This is a genomic window from Lentzea sp. NPDC003310, assembly GCF_040610935.1.
GTDB lineage: Bacteria > Actinomycetota > Actinomycetes > Mycobacteriales > Pseudonocardiaceae > Lentzea.
Map to the genome: position 1 here is coordinate 77178 of NZ_JBEXNC010000005.1, position 16365 is coordinate 93542.

The following is a 16365-nucleotide window of genomic DNA, read 5'->3' on the forward strand; positions in this document are numbered from 1 at the left end:
TGCCGGGCCGGGGCGAGCTCGTCCGCGTGACCGCCAGCTCAGCGGGGAAACCCGGTGGCGGCCCTCCGGCCCGCCCGGCAGGCTGCGTCCGTGACCGGTGAGGACGTGCTGGAGATCTTGGCCGCGCTGCGGGACTTCGACGTCTGGGTGGGCGGCGGCTGGGGCGTCGACGCGCTGGTGGGCACGCAGACGCGCCCGCACGGCGACCTCGACCTCATGCACCGCGAGGAGCAGGAACCCGCCGTCCTCGCGGTGCTGACGGCGCGCGGGTTCACCGAAACGCTGTCGTGGCGGCCGGTCCGGTTCGTGCTGACCGGTCCCGGCGGGCGCGAGATCGACCTGCACCCGTTGCGCTTCGCCGAGGACGGCAGCGCCGAGCAGTCCTCGCTCACGCCCGGTGCGCCGTTCCACTACCCCGCCGACTGCTTCGTCACCGGAACGGTGCTCGGCACGACGGTGCCGTGCCTGTCGGCCGACCAGCAGTGGTTCTTCCACCAGGGCTACGAGCCCCGCGAGCAGGACCTGCACGACCTCGCGCTGCTGCGCCGAAAACTCGGTGGCCACGCTGGCTAGCGTGGGTCGGGTGAAGGGATTCGACCCGAGTTTCGGTCCGGAGACAGCGAGGAACTATGACAACTCACCGCGCGGCGACGAGGCCGACACCGTGCGGTTCCTGAGGGGGTTCGGGGACAGCGCGCTCGAGTTCGCGATCGGCACCGGCCGGATCGCGTTGCCGCTCAAGGAGTCCGGCGTCGACGTGGACGGCGTCGAGCTCTCCCCCGACATGGTCGCGCGCATGCGGGAGAAGCCCGGCGGCGGCAGCGTCGACGTCGTGCTGGGCGACATGTCCACCGCCGGCACGGACCGCACGTACCCGTTGGTGTACCTGGTCTTCAACACGATCACGAACCTGCTCACGCAGGACGACCAGGTGCGCTGCTTCGAGAACGCGGCACGGCACCTCACGCCGGACGGCGTGTTCGTGATCGAGTGCGGGGTGCCGAGCTGGGCGGCGCGGCAACGCCACCAGTTCGTCGACGTGGAGGCGGTCGAGGTGGACCACGTCGACCTCGACGTCAACCGCTACGACCCCGTCACCCAGATCCTCGACGAGAACCACGTGCACATCGGCGCGGACGGCATCCGGTTCGGCGCGATCCGGCAGCGGCTGTCGTACCCGTCCGAGTTCGACCTCATGGCGCGGATCGCGGGGCTGCGGCTGCGCGACCGGTGGGGCGGCTGGAACGGCGAGCCGTTCGTGGCGGACAGCACGCGGCACGTGAGCGTGTACGGAAGAGCCGCGTAACGTTCCGCGGCCGCGACCGAGTTCCTCTGTGTCCACTCTGGCGGCACGGAGGAGGCGACGATGATCGCAGTCGTTCCGGTGCGGTACGCGGCCGCGGACAGCGTCTGGTCGCGCGAGCAGTTCGAGAACTGGATGAGGCCGGGGATCGCCCACGGCCTCGGAGACTTCTGGTGGCGCTGCTCGCGCGGCCTGTACGACGTGAGCAGCCAGGTGTACGACCCGGTGGAGATCCCCAACCCGCTCCCGGTGTCCAACGCCGACCGGCCGAAGCTGCAGGAGGCCGTCGTGAAGGCGGCTCCGCACGTCGACTGGGTGCACACCGACGTCCTGCTCATCTGGTGCGCCCGGCCCACCGGGTGGTGGGGTGGCGGCGAGGTGTGGGTGCCGGGTCCCGGCGGACAGCCGAAGAAGATCCGCGTGACGGTGGTCGACTCGGTCACGCCGTTCGACGCGGCGTGCCAGGAGCTCGGGCACGGTTTCGGGCTCCAGCACGAGGTCGACGCCGCCGGGCGCGAGTACGCCTCGCCGTACTCCGCGATGAGCTCACGCGGCTACGGCCCGACGGCGCCGGGGATCCAGAGCTGGGTACGCCCGTCCGTCGCGGCGCTGCCGGACGGCGGGCCGAACATGGAGGCACCGCACCTGGGCATCCCCGCCAACCGGATCGTCGGACCGCGGGTGCCCGGCGCGCACCTGTACCCGGACGCGCGGTTCCGCGACAGCTCGTCGGTGGTGCACCTGCGCGACCTGCCGGCGAAGGTCCGGCTGCACAAACCCGACTACACGTCGGCCGACTCGGGCAAGCCCGTGCTGCTCGCCGTGCCCTCGCAACGGCGTGACGGGCGGATGTTCCTCGTCGAGTACCGCCGCGCCGCGGACAAGGCCTACGACCAGGGCATCGGTGTCGAGGGTCTGGTCGTGCACTCGCTCAACCCCGACGGCCGCGTCCGCTACGACGGCGTGGCCGACCTCCGCGACACCGAGTGGGCCTGTCCCGCGGGCAACTTCGCGTTGCGGTACACCGGGATCGACGCCGACCACGCGGACGTCGAGGTGCGCGCCGAGTCGGTGGTCTCGTTCCCGATCCGCGGGGTGCTGCTGGCGGGCGGGTTCCGCTCCCAGCACCAGCTCAACGGCATGACCCGCGACGCCATGCGCAACACGCTGATCGTGGTGATGACCTCGCTCAGCAAGCAGGACGACTACCAGCGCTACGACGACGACACCCTCGCGGGCATGGGCGCGGTCATGGTCTTCCTGCGCCGCAACGGTTTGCGCGACGACGCCGCGCTGAAGCAGATGACGGCCGACGACCAGCGCAACGTGGCCATCGTCGAACTGCACGCGCAGACCGGTGCGGGACAGGCGTTGCAGGGCTTCACGAACCTGCAGCTGGCCCAGATCGCGCTGGGCAGCGACCTCGCCACGCGCGGGCGACGGCCGGGGTCGACGCCGTTCTACGGTCGCGGCGTGTTGCTGGCCGGGCACTTCCGCACGCAGCACCAGCTCAACACGATGTCGCGCGACGACATGCGCAACACGTTGATCGTGGTGATGACCTCGCTCAGCAACCAGACGAACTACCAGGCCTACGACGACGCGGACCTGGCAGGCGCCGGCGCGGTGATGGTGTTCCTGCGGGAGACCGGGCTGCGCGACGACAAGGCGTTGAAGAAGATGTCGGCGGACGACCAGCGCAACGTGGCGATCGTCGAGCTGCACGCGCAGACCGGCCGCAACCTGCAGCACCTGGGCAATCTCGACCTGGCGTTGACCGCGTTAGGAGTCGAACGCTTCTAGCGCCTCGGCCTTGATCCGGTCGAACTGCTTCGCCATCGCCTCCGACAGGGCGTGGGCGCCGGACAGCGGCCGGACCATGACCGTGAACTCGTCGATGAGCCCGTTCTCGTCGAGGTGCAGGAAGTCGCAGCCCTGGATCTCCTTGCCGTCCACCTCGGTCCGGAACACGAGCGCGAGGTTCTGCCCGTCGACGATCTCGCGCTCGTAGCGGAAGTTCTCGAACACCCGCATCACGCCGCGCAGGATCGCCGCGGTGATCGGCTTGCCGGGGTACGGCGCGAACGCGACCGGGCTCGTGAACACGACGTCGTCGGCCAGGCACGCCGCCATGGCGTCGGTGTCGCGTGCCTCGACGGCCTTGCGGAATGCGTGCACGACCACTCCCCACATACTCAACTTGTTGACTAGGTGGATGCACCGTAACCTGCTGCTATGTCGCTGCGCAACGCCGTGATGGCCGCCCTGCTCGACGGGGAGTCGTCCGGGTACGACCTGGCCAAGGCGTTCGACGCGTCCGTCGCGAACTTCTGGATCTGCACCCCGCAGCAGCTCTACCGGGAGCTCGACCGGATGGAGGCGGACGGCCTGATCGTCGCGCGCACGGTCGAGCAGGAGCGTCGGCCGACCAAGCGGCTGTTCTCGCTCACCGGACGGGGCCGGGCGGAGCTGGTGGACTTCACGGCCGCCCCGCACAAGCCCACCGCCATCCGCGACGAGCTGCTGGTCGCGGTGCTGGCGGCGGACCACGGGGACGTGGAGGCGGTGAAGGCCTCGATCCGCGAGCGCAAGCAGTGGGCCGAGGCGAAGATCGCGCGCTACGAACGGCTGCGGGCCAAGCTGCTCGGCGACCGCACCGAGGAGGACTTCCTCGCCACCGCCGACCGGGTCGGGCCGTACCTGACGTTGTTGCGCGGCTTGTCCTTCGAGCGCGACAACGTCCGGTGGTGTGCCCGGAGCCTCACCGTGCTGGAGCGGCGTGGTGCCCGGCTCGACGCGTCCGGGTGAGGTTGAATCGGGTTCATGAACGGCATCTCGCTCCTGCAGGAGGCACTCAGCGCGCCCGCGGCCGAGGCGCGCAACCGGTTCGCGGGGCGGCTCAACGGGTACCTCGAGGGCTCCGACGTCGTGCACGCCGTGCGGTTGCAGGGCTGGCTCGGGCTGGAGGTGCCGGGCCCCGGCTGCCACGTCGGCACGGGCAGCTGGGACTTCACCCGCTTCAAGGCGACGACCTCCCCGGTGACGTGCGGGCGGTGCCGCAGCGCCGGGTTGCTCACCAGCTCGTTCACCGGCGGGCCGCACCAGCAGACGCTGGACCTCGAAGGGATCTAGATGGCGGCGCGGTCGCGCAGCCCCATCCCGGTGAACGCGATCATGCCGAGGCGTTCGTAGTACGGCCTCAGCTCTTCATCGCACACGAGGTCGATGGAGTACATCCCGCCGGCCTCGGCGACGACCCGCCGCATCAGCTCGGTGCCGATCCCCCGCCCCTGGAACTCGGGCCGCACCTCGAGCCACGGGACGAACGCGGTCAGCACGCCGTCGCTGATCATGTTCACGAAGCCGACCACCTCGTTCCCGGACAGCGCGAGCACCACGCGGTAGCTGCCGCGCAGGACGGCGAGGTGCTGGGCGGGCGAGGGCGGCTTCGGCCAGCCCACGAAGAACCCGGCGAGATCGGCTTCGGTGAGACCGTCGAGATCGGTGCGGTAGGAGATCACCGCCACATTGAACCGTTCACTGGGAAATTGCGTGGGGTGGTTTCGGCCATTCCGGACGCTAAGCTCCTGGTCATGACCCTGCCGACTGCTCCGCTGCGCCGTGCGCGCTGCGCTGCCGTCGGCGTGGTCAACGGGTCGCTGGCGGTCCTCGCGCACTCCAGCGCGGACGGGCGGCTGCCCGACGCCGGACTGGTGTTCTCGCTGGTCGCACTGCTGACGTGGGCGACGACCGGGTTCGCCCGGCACGAGCTCACCTGGCAGCGGCTGCTCCTGCTGATCGGCGGCGGGCAGCTCGCGATGCACGTCCTGGTGTCCCTGGCGGCGTTCCGGCACGCGCACGAGGCCGAGCCCTCGCGCATGCTCGCGTCCCACGTCCTGGCCACGGTGCTGACGGTCGCCGTGCTCGCCACCGCCGAACGCACCGTCCTCGCGCTCGCCCGCGCGGTCGCGGCGACCCTGCCCCGCAGGATCACCGCACTGCCCGCGAGCGCTCCCCTGGTCGTCGCCACGCCATCGCTCGCGCCGGCCGCCGTGGTCCTCCTGGACGTGCTGTCGTGGCGCGGTCCTCCGGCTGAACAGGTCTGAAGTCCCTTCACAGGGCCGCTCGCCGAGCGGTCCTGCCCCTGTTCACGCCTTTTTGGAGCGCCATGACCACCACAGCCGCTCCGTCACGCACATCGTTCGCGTGGCGGGGACTCTTCCTGCGCCTGCACTTCTACGCCGGCGTGCTCGTCGGCCCGTTCATCCTCATCGCCGCGCTGACCGGCGTGCTCTACGCCCTGACCCCGCAGCTGGAGTCGTGGGTCTACTCCGACCAGCTGCGCGTTCCCGCGACGGAGCAACAGCTCCCGCTGTCGAAGCAGGTCGACGCCGCGCTCGCCACCTCGCCGCGAGGTGAGCTCGTCGCGGTCCGGCCGGCACCCGAACCCGGTGCCACGACGCGGGTCCTGTTCGCGGAGGAGGGACTGGGCGAGTCCGAACGCCGCGCGGTCTTCGTCGACCCCGGCACCGGCCGCGTCACCGGTGATCTCGTCGTCTACGGGTCGAGCGGCGTGCTGCCGCTGCGCACGACCCTGGACCAGTTGCACCGCAACCTGATGCTCGGCGAACCGGGACGGCTCTACAGCGAGCTCGCCGCCTCCTGGCTGTGGGTGGTCGCGCTGGGCGGCCTGGTGCTGTGGATCTCCCGGGCGCGCAACAGCAAGCGCATCAGGACGCACGGGCTGATCGGCGTCTGGGTGCTCGCGGGCGCGCTGTTCCTGTCCGCCACCGGTCTCACGTGGTCGGCGTACGCGGGCGAGAACGTCGCGATGCTCCGCACGGCGGTCGGCTGGTCCACGCCGACGTTGAAGATGCCCGGCGCGGGCGAGAGCCACGGCGACCACGGGTCGAGCACGACCTCGGCCGGGGGGCACGGTGAGATCGACGAGGTCTTCGGTGCCGCGCGGGGCGCCGGGCTCGACGCGAAGGCCGTCGAGATCAACCTGCCGATCGAGTCCGGGGGCGCGTGGAAGGTCGCCGAGATCGAGAAGGGCCTGCCGACCCAGAACGACTCCGTCGCGGTCCACGGCGGCGAGGTGGTCAGCTCGCTGAACTTCGCCGACTTCCCGCTGGGCGCGAAGCTGACCCGGTGGGGCATCGACGCGCACATGGGCGTGCTGTTCGGCTGGCCCAACCAGCTGGTGCTGCTGCTGATCGGCGGCGGGCTGGTCGCCTCGGTCCTGCTCGGCTACCGCATGTGGTGGAAGCGCAGGCCCACCAGTGGTTTCGGGCGTCCGACGCCGCGCGGGCAGTGGCGCAAGGCTCCTCGCGGCGCACTGATCGGGCTCGGGATCGGCGCGCTGGTCGCGGGCTGGTTCGCCCCGCTGCTCGGGATCAGCCTGCTGGTGTTCCTGGCCGTCGACGTGCTGCTCGGGAGGCGGTCCACCACGACCACCTCCTGATCGTCCACAGTGGACAAAGCTTGCCTGATCTGGACATTTACGGCATATTAACGGTCAGGTGAGCCGGGAAGTCTGGTCGGCCCGCACGTCCACACCAGGTGGCGGCGGAGAGCTGACGAGGGGTGCCCGCATGACTCTCATTCCCCGAGCCATCCCTCTGATCAACGATCCCCAGGTCGTGCAGGCGCTCGCCGCGAGGTGGCGCCGCACGAGGACGTTGCTCCTGCTCTCCGCCGGGGTCCTGCCCGTCGCCATCGGCATCGTCTGCGTCGTGCTCGCCGGGATGTCCTCGGCCGGGCAGCAGATCATGCCGTGGTGGTCGGCGATCCCCGCCGTCGCCGCGGCGGCGTGCGCGTGGGCGTTGCTGACCTGGTTGCGGCGCAACGGGTTGAGCGACCCGCACTCGTGGCTGCCCGCCACCACGCTGATGACCGGTGCGCAACTCGTGCTCGGTGTGCTGCCGGGCTCGGGCATCGCGCTGCGGCTCAGCCCCGGCGCGGCGATCGCGGTGAAGGCGTTGTGCGCGGCCGGGGTGCTGGGCGCCGGGTCGGCCAGCGCGCTCGCCCGGCTGGCCCACCGCTCGCTGCTCTCCGCGCCCGTGCTCGAGCTCGGCTCGACCGCGTTCCCGCTCGTGCTGGACTCCTCCGGCGCGCGGGTCGTGATCGGCACCGACCGCGTCGACTGGACGACGCGCGGCGGGAGCAGGGTCGACGCCGGGGTCTCGTTCGCCCGGATCCTCCGCGTCACCGCGCACGCGCACGCCATCGCCGTGCACACCGCGTCCGGGTCGTGGACGGTGCCGGTGGCGGACCCGCAGGCCGCGCAGGCCTTGCTGCGCCGCCGGATCGCGTGGTGGGAGGAGTGCCGCGACGCCGCCTCCGAACGCGAGCAGCGCCGGTACCTCGACCTCGTCACGCTGCTCGCGGCCATCAGCGGCGAGGCCAGCCGCGGCGGCATCACCGTGACCGTCGACTCGAACGGCCTCACCACGGGCATCGAGCTGAGCCCCGAGATCCGCGAGCTCGACCCGGAAGTCCTCGCGGCGCAACTGATGGCGTGCGTGCAGAAGGCGCGGGCGCACGCGCGCAGGCAGGTGCAGGACTTGGTTCTCGACCACGCGGACGACCAGCTGGCGAAAGCCACCCACTAGTCGGTTGCCCGTCGCCCGTCGCCCTGCCTAGGTTCGGCCGGAGACATTTCGGGAGATGGGGGACGACTTGCGCAGACGTGACTTCTTCGCAGCGGCGGCCGGAGTGGCCGCTGTCGTGGCCAACCCCGCGAGCGCCCTCGCGGCCACCGGGCAGCGACCGGGCGCCTCGCACGCACCGGACCTGAACCTCGGCGACTTCCCCGTCGTGGCACGGGTCCGGGCGCGCAACGCGCTGGAACACCTCAAGGTCCTGAGTGACCGGATCGGGCCGCGCATCGGCGGCACCGCGTCCGAGCTCAAGGCCCGCGACTACCTCGTCCGCGAGCTCAAGGCGTTGCGGTACCAGGTGACGACGCAGCCGTTCACCGTGCCGGACAAGTACCTCGCCGACGTCAACGGCCGATGGCAGGCGGGCGCGTCCCGCTTCGGCACGCTCGGCGTCACGGTCAAGGCCCCGTTCGTCGAGGTCGTCGACGGCCAGCTGCCCGACCTGACCGGCAAGATCGCGTTCTACGTCAACGCCCCTGCGGGGTCCGCGCCCACGCACGCGGCCATCGAACGCGGCGCGGTCGCCGTGGTCCTCGGCCGGATCTCCGCGACGGCCAACCGGTCGAGCGCCTTCTCCCCCACGCTCGACCGCGAGGTCGCCGTGCCGGTGATCGGCCTCGCCCAGGTGCACACGGAGAAGCTGCGCGCGCAGGGTTCCGGCGAGCTCACGATCACCACGACCCACCACCCGAACCTGACGTCCTACAACGTGATCGCGGACCGGCCGGCGACGTTCCCGTGGCGCGACAACGGGGTCGTCATGGTCACCGCGCACTACGACAGCGTCCCGGGCTCCCCCGGTGCCAACGACGACGGCAGCGGCACTGTCCTCTGCCTCGAACTCGCGCGCGTGCTGCGGCACCTGCCGACGAACAAGGCGCTGCGGTTCGCGTTGTGGGGCTCGGAGGAGCAGGGCCTGCTGGGCTCGCGGCACTACGTCTCGCAGCTGCCGCCCGAGGAGATCGCGCGGATCAAGGGCGTGTTCCAGAACGACATGGTCGCCACGAGCCACGACCCGGCTACGGCGTACTGGCTGCTGTCGGTGGACGGCGCGGACAACGCCACGACGGCCGCCGTACGGGCCGCGGCGCAGCGGCTCGGTTACGACCCGAGGGTGCACGGGCCGGTGGCGCGCGGGTCGAGCGACCACGTGCCGTTCCACGAGAAGGGCATGGCGTCGGCCAACTTCAGCTGGCGCGGCGAGGGCGGGCCGGCCCAGCTGGAGCCGATCTACCACACGCCGGAGGACACGATCCGCGACAACATCAGCCTGGAGCGGTTGCAGGTGTCGCTGGAGCTGATCGGCGCGGCCGCCTACCGGCTCGCTAGTCAGCGGTAGTGATCAGCTCGGCGAGCACCCGGTTCTCCAGCCACGCGGCGAACTCGGCCGCGGGTAACGGCTTGCTCAGCCCGTAGCCCTGCACGATGTCGCAGCCCAGTGCGGCGAGGGCGGCCCACGTCCGGTCGTCCTCGACGCCCTCGGCCACGACCTCCAGCTCGAGGTTGTGCGCGAGTCCCAGCAACGAGCGGGTGATCGCGCTGCTGCTGGGGTCCGAGCGCATGTTCGTGATGAACGAGCGGTCGATCTTCATCTCGTGCACCGGCATCGTGCGCAGGTAGGCGATGGACGAGTAGCCGGTGCCGAAGTCGTCGATCGACAGCCGCACGCCGAGCTCCCGCAGCCGCGTCAGCACGTCGGTGGCGCGGTGGGGGTCGGCGATGATCGCGCTCTCGGTGATCTCCAGGGTCAGCAGGTCCGGCGGGAGCCCGTGGCGCCGCAACGAGTCCACGACCTGGTCCGGGAACGTCCTGTCCTGCAGGCACTGCGCGCCGACGTTGACCGAGATCGGCACGTCCCGGCCGTCGAGGTGCCAGCTGCGGCACTGGGCCAGCGCGTGGTCGAGGACGTAGCGGGTGAGCGGTTCGATCAAGCCGGTCTCCTCGGCCGCGGGGATGAACCGGTCGGGCCCGAGCAGGCCGAGGCGCGGGTGCTGCCAGCGGCACAGGACCTCGGCGCCGCAGACCTCGCCGGTGCGCACGTCGGCCTTCGGCTGGTAGTGCAGGACGAGCTCGGCCTGGTCGAGGGCGCGGCGCAGGTCGCTGATCACGGTGAGCTGGGCCTCGCCGTGCTGCTCCAGGCCGGGTTCGTAGACGGTCGTGCCGGCGCGGGCTCGCTTGGCCGCGTACATCGCGATGTCCGCGTGCTTGAGCAGCTCGTGCGCGTCGGCGGAGTCCGTCGGGTACAGCGCCACGCCGATGCTGCAGCCGACGTCGACCGACAGCCCGTCGAGGGTGGCGGCCTCGTCGAGCGCGCGGTGCACGCGTTCGGCGACGAGCAGGGCGTTCGCGGCCGTGCTGACCGACGGCAGCAGCACCGCGAACTCGTCGCCGCCGAGCCGTGCCACCGTGTCGACCTCGCGGACGGCACCGGTGAGGCGGGTGGCGACCAGTTGCAGGAGCCGGTCGCCGAACGCGTGGCCGAGGGTGTCGTTGACGGGTTTGAAGCGGTTGAGGTCGATCAGGAACAGGCCGAGCGGGTCGCCGGTCTGGTCGCTGCGGCGGATGGCCTGCGTGGTGCGCTGGGTGAGCAGCGTGCGGTTGGCGAGCCCGGTCAGCGCGTCGTGCATCGCCTCGTGCTCGCTCTTGGCCGCCTGGCGCAGGATGTGGTGGCGGTGGCCGAGCAGCACCACGCCGCACAGCCCGACGAGGCCGAGGTCGACGAGGAACGCGACCAGCGCGGCGAAGCGGAGGTTGCCGTTGCGCAGCTCGGCGGACCGCAGGTAGTCGCTGGTCTCCAGGCGTTTGAGCTGCACGACCGTGGAGAGCTGCTTGCGCAGCGACGCGAGCGTGAGCTCCGCCTGGTCCGCTTTCTGCATCGCCGTGGCGGTGTCCGGTGCCCCGACGGTCTGCCGCAGCAGCACGCTGAAGTCGCGGTAGAGGTCGGTGACGATGGTGGCGGCGCGGACGTCCGCGGGCGCGCCGTTCTCCCGCAGCCACAGCAGGCTGTCGTTCGCGGCGCCGGCCGCGGTGGCGAGCGGCTGGCTCATCACCGGCGTGCCCGAGCGGACGTAGTCGGTGAGGGCGTGGTCGGCGACGTCGACGTTCTGCACGACGAGACCCCACCGGTCGCTGACCTCGTTCAGCTCGTGCAGGTGCGCGGCGGCCTGCTGCATGCTGAGGCTGGTCCACAGCGCGAGACCGGCCAGCGCGGCGAGACCGACCGTCAGACTGACCACGGTCGTCTGGACGGTGGTGCGGGCCTCGACCCAACTGGAAAGCATCAAAGGCGCCTCACGTCGCTTCGCTGCGAAGCTGCTATTGGTACGCAGCCAAAGGACATCACGCAAGCCGACACCTCGTGACGCTGTGCGATAGCCTCCTCGCCTTCCGATGACCGACGGACAGGGCTCCTCCATGCTTCGCTTCGCCCGACTGGCACTACCAGCCGTTTTGCTCCTGACGGCCGGGCTCGGCGGATGCGGCGGGGACCAGACGTCCGACGACCCGCCGACGATCGGCTTCGTCTCGCAGAACACCAGCCGCGACTTCTCGCGGGAGATGGCCGAGGGGTTCCGGGCCGGCGCGGCGGTCGTCGGCGGGGTCAGGACCGAGACGACCGGGCCGGACACCCACGACGGCATCCGGCAGGCCGAGCTGCTGCGCGACCTCGCCGAACGCGCCAGGGGCGGCATCGGGTTGTCCGCGGTGGCCCCGGAGCTGGTGGCCGAGCCGATGGCGCGGGTCGCGGACGACGGCGTGCCGGTGATCGCGGTCGCGGGCGGCCAGGTCGCGCCCGGCAGCGGCGTGCGGCTGCTGATCGAGAACGACAACTACGAGCTCGGCCGCATGCTCGCCGACGCGACAGCGGAACGGCTGCCGCCCGACAGCGCGGGCAAGGTGGTCATCGGCAGCAACTCCCCCGCCATGCCCGCACTCGACCTGCGTGCGCTGGGCCTGCGCGAACGGCTCGCGGAACGGTTGCCGAAGCTGCAGGTCATCGGCCCGCTCGACACCGGGCGCGACCTGCCCGCGAACCTCGCGACGTGGCAGCGGCTCGCCGACGCGAACCCCGACGCGGTGGCGCTGCTGGGCGCGGGCGACGTCGACGCGATCAACCTCGCCGCCGTGCACGCCGCGAAGAACGCGACGTGGCTCGCCGGGGCGTTCAGCGTCGACCCGAAGGCCCTGCAGGGCGTGAAGGACGGTCACCTGTTCGCGTCGGTGTCGGCCGAGCACTTCCTCAAGGGCGCGGTGGCCGGGTGGCTGCTCGCGTCGCACGCGCGGGACGGCCGCGCGCTGCCGGAGGGCTGGCTGGTCGTGCCGGGCCTGCTCGTGCAGGCGGCCAACGTCGACGAGGTGCTGCGGCGGCAGTCCAGCGAGGCGGACCGCTTCGCCGCGGCGCGCCCGCGGATCGACGCCCTGCTCGCGGACGAGCACCTGCGGCCACTCGACCAGGCGCGCTGAGCCGGGGGAATCCTCACCCCGCCGTGACGTCGAGGACGGCCTTCGCGAACGCCTCCGGTGCCTCCTGCGGCACGTTGTGCCCGATGCCGTCGAGGACCCGGTGCTCGTACCGCCCGCCGAACTGCTTGCGGTAGGCCGCGCCGTCCTTGTTGGGCCCGTCGAAGTCGCTGCCGATCGTGATGGTCGGCACGCTGATCACCGGCTTGGCCTGCAGCCTGCGCTCGAACCCGTCGTAGCGGTGCTCGCCGGGCGCGAGCTGCAGGCGCCACCGGTAGTTGTGGATGACGATGGCGACGTGGTCGGGGTTCTTCCAGGCGGTCGCGCTCTGGGCGTAGGTGGCCTCGTCGAAGTTCCACTGCGGCGACGCGAGCTTCCAGATGAGCTTGTTGAACTCGTAGGAGTTCTGCTCGTACCCCTTCACCCCGCGGTCGGTGGCGAAGTAGTACTGGTACCACCAGCCCAGTTCGGCCTGCGGCGACAGCGGTTCCTGGTTCTGCTGGAGGTTCACCACCAGGTACCCGCTGACCGACACGAGCGCCGTGACCCGCTCCGGCCACAGCGCCGCCGTGATGCACGCCGTCCGCGCGCCCCAGTCGAACCCGGCGACGGCCGCCTTGCGGATCTTCAACGCGTCCATGAACGCGATCACGTCCGCCGCCAGCGCGGACTGCTGGCCGTTGCGCGTGGTGCGGGAGTGCAGGAAGCGCGTCGTGCCGTAGCCCCGCAGGTACGGGATCAGGACGCGGCGCCCCTGCGCGGCCAGCCGCGGTGCCACGTCGACGTAGCTGTGGATGTCGTAGGGCCAGCCGTGCAGCAGGATGGTGACCGGACCGTCCGCCGGGCCGAGCTCCGCGTAGCCGATGTCGAGCAGGCCGGCCCGGACCTGCTTGATCGGGCCCCAGGACGGCTGGGAGGCGTGGGCGGTCGCGGTGAGGACGGGAGCCGCGAGGCCGGCCACGGCCAGTGCCTGGGAGAACTGTCGCCTGCTGATCATGGGGGTGACGGTAGGAGGGGTGGGGCGGGGGCCGCGAGCGTCAGGTGACGGTGGAGGGGTACGTCATCGGCTCGCAGCGGGTGTCGCGGCGCGGCCCGCTTGGCTTACCAGCCAGCCCGCTGCGGCTGACTCACCCGCCGCAGCCAGCCCAAGTCGCGCCGGTGCACCGCCCGCCCACCACAGCCTCGCAGGCCTGCCCACTCACAGCGGGCCTGCTGCGGCCGCCGCCCGCCGGCCCGTCGTTACCCGCGGCCGCCGGCCTCCGAGGGTCTGCCACCCGCCAGCCCAGCCACCGCCAGGGCCGCCGCCCCGTCCCTCACCCGCCGCCCTCCACAGGCCCGCCGCACGCACCGCCAGCCCAGCCACCCCCAGGCCCGCCGGCCCGTCCCCGCCCTCCGCAGGCCTGCCGCACCACCGCCCATCCACCCGGTAGCCCCCTCAGCCGCCGTACTCCTCCAACGCAGCCCCCAACTCCGCCCGCGCCGCCACCCCGAGCTTCGGGAAGATCCGGTGCAGGTGCGTGCTCACCGTCCGGTGCGACAGGTGCAGCCGCTCCCCGATCTCCTTGTTCGTCAACCCGTCCGCCGCCATCCGCGCGATCGTCAGCTCGTGCTCGGTCAGCTCGCCGCCGCCACCCCGCGACTCCCCCGACGCCCGCAGCTCCTCGCGGGCCCGGTCCGCCCAGTCGCGGGTCCCGAACGCCTCGAACGCCTCCGCCGCCGCCTTCAGGTGCGGGCGGGCCTGCGTCGCGCGGCGCTGCCGGCGCAGCCACCCGCCGAACGCCAGCTGCACCCGCGCGCGGTCCCAGGGTGAGGTGTCGGCGTCCAGTGCGGCCTCGAACAGGGACTCGGCCTCGTCGTCGGACGCCAGGAGGGCCCGGGCGTGGCGCAGGCCGGCCGCGAGGGCGGGCGAGCGGGTGGTGCCGGAGAGCTCCTCCACGATCTTGCGGGCCTCGTCGGCGTGGCCGCTGCGGGTCGCGGCCTCGGCCAGTTCGGGCAGCACGTAGCGGCGCAGCGCCAGCTGGTACGCGGGGTCGGCCGGGTCGTGGACTCGGCGGATCGCGGCGAACGCGTCGGCGTAGCGGCCCTCGCCCAGGGCGGCCAGGGTTCTGGCCAGCTGGACGGTCGCGAGCACCGGGCGCGCGCCTGCGGCCAGGCCTGTGCGTTCGGCTTCGGCGGCCAACGACTCGGAGCTGTCGCCTCGCAGGGCGGCGATCTCGGCCTGGACGGCGACGGCCAGGCCGTGCATGTACGGCTGGGCGGTCTCCTCGGCCAGGCGCGCCGCTTCTGCCGCGACGGGGTCGGCGGACGCGATGTCGCCCAGGCGGGTGCGGCTCCAGGCCTCGACGGCCAGCGCTCTGGCCAGCAGGGCGAACTGGCCCTGGGCGCGGAAACCCCGTTGCGCGGCAAGGGAGAACCGGACGGAGTCGGCGAACGCGCCCACCTGGAGCGCGGCGCTGCCGAGCAGGCGGAGCGTGGCGGGGTCGTCGGCGTGGTCGGCGGCGCGCAGGCCGGCCACCACCGCGTCGCCCTGCTGCACCGGGCAGACGTAGGCCATCATCGCGAGCATCCGGGGGTCGCGCGGGTCGATCGGCAGGGTGCGGGCGACGGCGGCGATCCGTTCGCGGACCTCGGCTCCCGGCTCCACCCAGAAGCACCGCATCGCGACGCTCCAGAAGATCCGCAGACCCAGCTCCACGTCGCCGTCCGCCACCACGGACTCCGCCAGCCCGACCAGCTCACCCGGTCCCGCCACTCCCACGCCGTCGTCGAACGCCGTGGGCAGCCACGTCACGAGCGCGCGTTCGCGGGGCGTGAGGTCCAGGCCGCGCACGTCCAGCAGGATGCGTTCGACGTCGGCACGGCGGCCCGCCTCCGCCGCGAGTTCGGCCGCCCGCAACAACCTCCGGGCCCGATCGGTGCCGTCGCCCACCGCGGCTGCTCGTTCCAGCGCGCTCACCGCGGCCGCCGCGCCACCGCGCCGCAGCGCCCGGTCCGCCGTCTTCTCCAGCAGGCACGCCACGTTCTCGTCGGGACCGTCGGCGGCGCCCGCCAGGTGCCACGCGCGCCGGTCCGGTTCGGTGGTCGCGAAAGCCAGGCGGCGGTGGGTCTCCCGGACCTCCGCGGCACCAGCCGACCGCACGACGGCCAACCTGATCACCGGGTGCCGGAACGCGCCGGAGTCGTCGACCAGCCGTGCCCGCACGGCCGGCGCGAGATCGGCGTCGGCCGCGCCGCCGAGCGCCAGCACGAGCAACGCCGACCGCACTTCTGCGGGCAGCCCGGCCACCCGCGCCGCGAACGCCTCCTCCAGCGACCCGCCGCCGAACGGCAGTTCGGTGAGCGCCAACGGGTTCCCGGCCGCCTGCGCGAGCACCGCGGCGCGCCGCCCGGCGTCCAGACCGGGTGCGACGGCGTCCAGCACGGCGCCCGCGTCCGCGTCGGCCAGCGGCTCCAGCGACAGCAGTGGAACGCCGTCGAACACCGGCGTGCGCGCCGCCACCACCAGCACCCCGGCGGACAGCCGGCGCGCCACGAACCCGAGCACGTCCTGGCTCGCCTGGTCCAGCCAGTGCGCGTCGTCCACCACCACGACGGACCGCGCGGCGGTCAGCACGTCCAGCGCGGCGAGCCCCACGAGGTGCACGGGTGGCACGGCGCCTTCGGACAGTCCGAACACGACCTCCAGCGCCGCCCGCCGCACACCGGGCACAGTGGACAGGTCGAGGAACGGGTGCAGCACCTGGTGCAGCCCGGCGTAGGGCAGGTCGCGCTCGGCCTCGACCCCGACCACCCGGTGCCCGTCGAGGCACGAGAGCAGCGCCGACTTGCCCACCCCGGGCTCTCCGACGACCAGCAGCGACCCGCCGCTCGTCACCAGCGCGGCCAGCCGTTGCAGTTCCCGCTCCCGCCCGACGAGCGACACCGGCACCCCGTTCGTTG

Annotated in this window: 15 protein-coding genes; 10 read left to right on the plus strand and 5 right to left on the minus strand. The window is 72.3% G+C overall.

Annotation, left to right across the window (positions count from 1 at the left end; all coding sequences use genetic code 11):
- Positions 1-90: 90 nt before the first annotated feature.
- From ABZX02_RS10480 to ABZX02_RS10490, 3 genes are read left to right on the plus strand one after another with little or no spacing between them, the layout of a single operon-like run.
- Positions 91-573, plus strand: a complete 483-nt coding sequence (locus tag ABZX02_RS10480) for a hypothetical protein (protein WP_355296873.1) — start codon at positions 91-93, stop codon at positions 571-573.
- Between the two features lie 10 nt (positions 574-583).
- The gene (locus ABZX02_RS10485) at positions 584-1306 is read left to right on the plus strand and encodes a class I SAM-dependent methyltransferase (protein ID WP_355296875.1); all 723 of its coding nucleotides are present in this window, start codon (positions 584-586) and stop codon (positions 1304-1306) included.
- 60 nt (positions 1307-1366) lie between these two features.
- Positions 1367-3106: a hypothetical protein gene (locus tag ABZX02_RS10490; RefSeq protein ID WP_355296877.1), complete on the plus strand. Its 1740-nt coding sequence runs from the start codon at positions 1367-1369 to the stop codon at positions 3104-3106.
- On the opposite strand, the gene ABZX02_RS10495 is transcribed toward ABZX02_RS10490, so the two are convergent.
- Entirely contained in the window at positions 3086-3481 is a 396-nt protein-coding gene (locus tag ABZX02_RS10495) for a nuclear transport factor 2 family protein (protein WP_355296879.1), read from the minus strand. The genes ABZX02_RS10490 and ABZX02_RS10495 overlap by 21 nt on opposite strands.
- A 57-nt stretch (positions 3482-3538) precedes the next feature.
- On the opposite strand from ABZX02_RS10495, the gene ABZX02_RS10500 reads away from it, so the two are divergent.
- Positions 3539-4111 (plus strand): PadR family transcriptional regulator, encoded by a 573-nt coding sequence (locus ABZX02_RS10500; RefSeq protein ID WP_355296881.1) that lies wholly within the window; start codon positions 3539-3541, stop codon positions 4109-4111.
- Between the two features lie 15 nt (positions 4112-4126).
- Positions 4127-4435: a hypothetical protein gene (locus tag ABZX02_RS10505; protein ID WP_355296883.1), complete on the plus strand. Its 309-nt coding sequence runs from the start codon at positions 4127-4129 to the stop codon at positions 4433-4435.
- Here ABZX02_RS10505 and ABZX02_RS10510 read toward each other — a convergent pair.
- Entirely contained in the window at positions 4432-4824 is a 393-nt protein-coding gene (locus tag ABZX02_RS10510) for a GNAT family N-acetyltransferase (protein WP_355296884.1), read from the minus strand. The genes ABZX02_RS10505 and ABZX02_RS10510 overlap by 4 nt on opposite strands.
- 72 nt (positions 4825-4896) lie before the next feature.
- On the opposite strand from ABZX02_RS10510, the gene ABZX02_RS10515 reads away from it, so the two are divergent.
- The 4 genes from ABZX02_RS10515 (at position 4897) to ABZX02_RS10530 (ending at position 9304) form a co-directional block, all read left to right on the plus strand.
- Positions 4897-5409, plus strand: a complete 513-nt coding sequence (locus ABZX02_RS10515) for a hypothetical protein (RefSeq protein WP_355296886.1) — start codon at positions 4897-4899, stop codon at positions 5407-5409.
- 62 nt (positions 5410-5471) lie between these two features.
- Positions 5472-6767 (plus strand): PepSY domain-containing protein, encoded by a 1296-nt coding sequence (locus ABZX02_RS10520; protein WP_355296888.1) that lies wholly within the window; start codon positions 5472-5474, stop codon positions 6765-6767.
- 130 nt (positions 6768-6897) lie between these two features.
- Entirely contained in the window at positions 6898-7917 is a 1020-nt protein-coding gene (locus ABZX02_RS10525; protein ID WP_355296890.1) for a YbaB/EbfC family nucleoid-associated protein, read from the plus strand.
- A 55-nt stretch (positions 7918-7972) separates the two neighbouring features.
- Positions 7973-9304, plus strand: coding sequence for a M28 family peptidase (locus ABZX02_RS10530; protein WP_355296892.1), 1332 nt, complete (start codon positions 7973-7975; stop codon positions 9302-9304).
- On the opposite strand, the gene ABZX02_RS10535 is transcribed toward ABZX02_RS10530, so the two are convergent.
- Positions 9291-11246: an EAL domain-containing protein gene (locus ABZX02_RS10535; RefSeq protein WP_355296894.1), complete on the minus strand. Its 1956-nt coding sequence runs from the start codon at positions 11244-11246 to the stop codon at positions 9291-9293. The genes ABZX02_RS10530 and ABZX02_RS10535 overlap by 14 nt on opposite strands.
- Before the next feature lie 109 nt (positions 11247-11355).
- Here ABZX02_RS10535 and ABZX02_RS10540 point away from each other — a divergent pair, with 109 nt between their 5' ends.
- Positions 11356-12429 (plus strand): sugar ABC transporter substrate-binding protein, encoded by a 1074-nt coding sequence (locus ABZX02_RS10540; protein WP_355296895.1) that lies wholly within the window; start codon positions 11356-11358, stop codon positions 12427-12429.
- Between the two features lie 13 nt (positions 12430-12442).
- Here ABZX02_RS10540 and ABZX02_RS10545 read toward each other — a convergent pair whose 3' ends face one another.
- Both ABZX02_RS10545 and ABZX02_RS10550 read right to left on the minus strand, forming a co-directional pair.
- Positions 12443-13423 (minus strand): alpha/beta hydrolase, encoded by a 981-nt coding sequence (locus ABZX02_RS10545; protein ID WP_355296897.1) that lies wholly within the window; start codon positions 13421-13423, stop codon positions 12443-12445.
- Between the two features lie 438 nt (positions 13424-13861).
- Positions 13862-16348 (minus strand): AAA family ATPase, encoded by a 2487-nt coding sequence (locus tag ABZX02_RS10550; RefSeq protein ID WP_355296899.1) that lies wholly within the window; start codon positions 16346-16348, stop codon positions 13862-13864.
- Between the last annotated feature and the right edge of the window lie 17 nt (positions 16349-16365).

What these genes read in the sequence shown, in the direction of transcription:
- ABZX02_RS10500 (WP_355296881.1), top strand. Translation starts at nt 3,539, where the DNA reads ATGTCGCTGCGCAACGCCGTGATGGCCGCCCTGCTCGACGGGGAGTCG.
- ABZX02_RS10515 (WP_355296886.1), top strand. Translation starts at nt 4,897, where the DNA reads ATGACCCTGCCGACTGCTCCGCTGCGCCGTGCGCGCTGCGCTGCCGTC.
- ABZX02_RS10505 (WP_355296883.1), top strand. Translation starts at nt 4,127, where the DNA reads ATGAACGGCATCTCGCTCCTGCAGGAGGCACTCAGCGCGCCCGCGGCC.
- ABZX02_RS10545 (WP_355296897.1), bottom strand. Translation starts at nt 13,423, where the DNA reads ATGATCAGCAGGCGACAGTTCTCCCAGGCACTGGCCGTGGCCGGCCTC.
- ABZX02_RS10520 (WP_355296888.1), top strand. Translation starts at nt 5,472, where the DNA reads ATGACCACCACAGCCGCTCCGTCACGCACATCGTTCGCGTGGCGGGGA.
- ABZX02_RS10490 (WP_355296877.1), top strand. Translation starts at nt 1,367, where the DNA reads ATGATCGCAGTCGTTCCGGTGCGGTACGCGGCCGCGGACAGCGTCTGG.
- ABZX02_RS10540 (WP_355296895.1), top strand. Translation starts at nt 11,356, where the DNA reads ATGACCGACGGACAGGGCTCCTCCATGCTTCGCTTCGCCCGACTGGCA.
- ABZX02_RS10535 (WP_355296894.1), bottom strand. Translation starts at nt 11,246, where the DNA reads ATGCTTTCCAGTTGGGTCGAGGCCCGCACCACCGTCCAGACGACCGTG.
- ABZX02_RS10530 (WP_355296892.1), top strand. Translation starts at nt 7,973, where the DNA reads ATGGGGGACGACTTGCGCAGACGTGACTTCTTCGCAGCGGCGGCCGGA.
- ABZX02_RS10525 (WP_355296890.1), top strand. Translation starts at nt 6,898, where the DNA reads ATGACTCTCATTCCCCGAGCCATCCCTCTGATCAACGATCCCCAGGTC.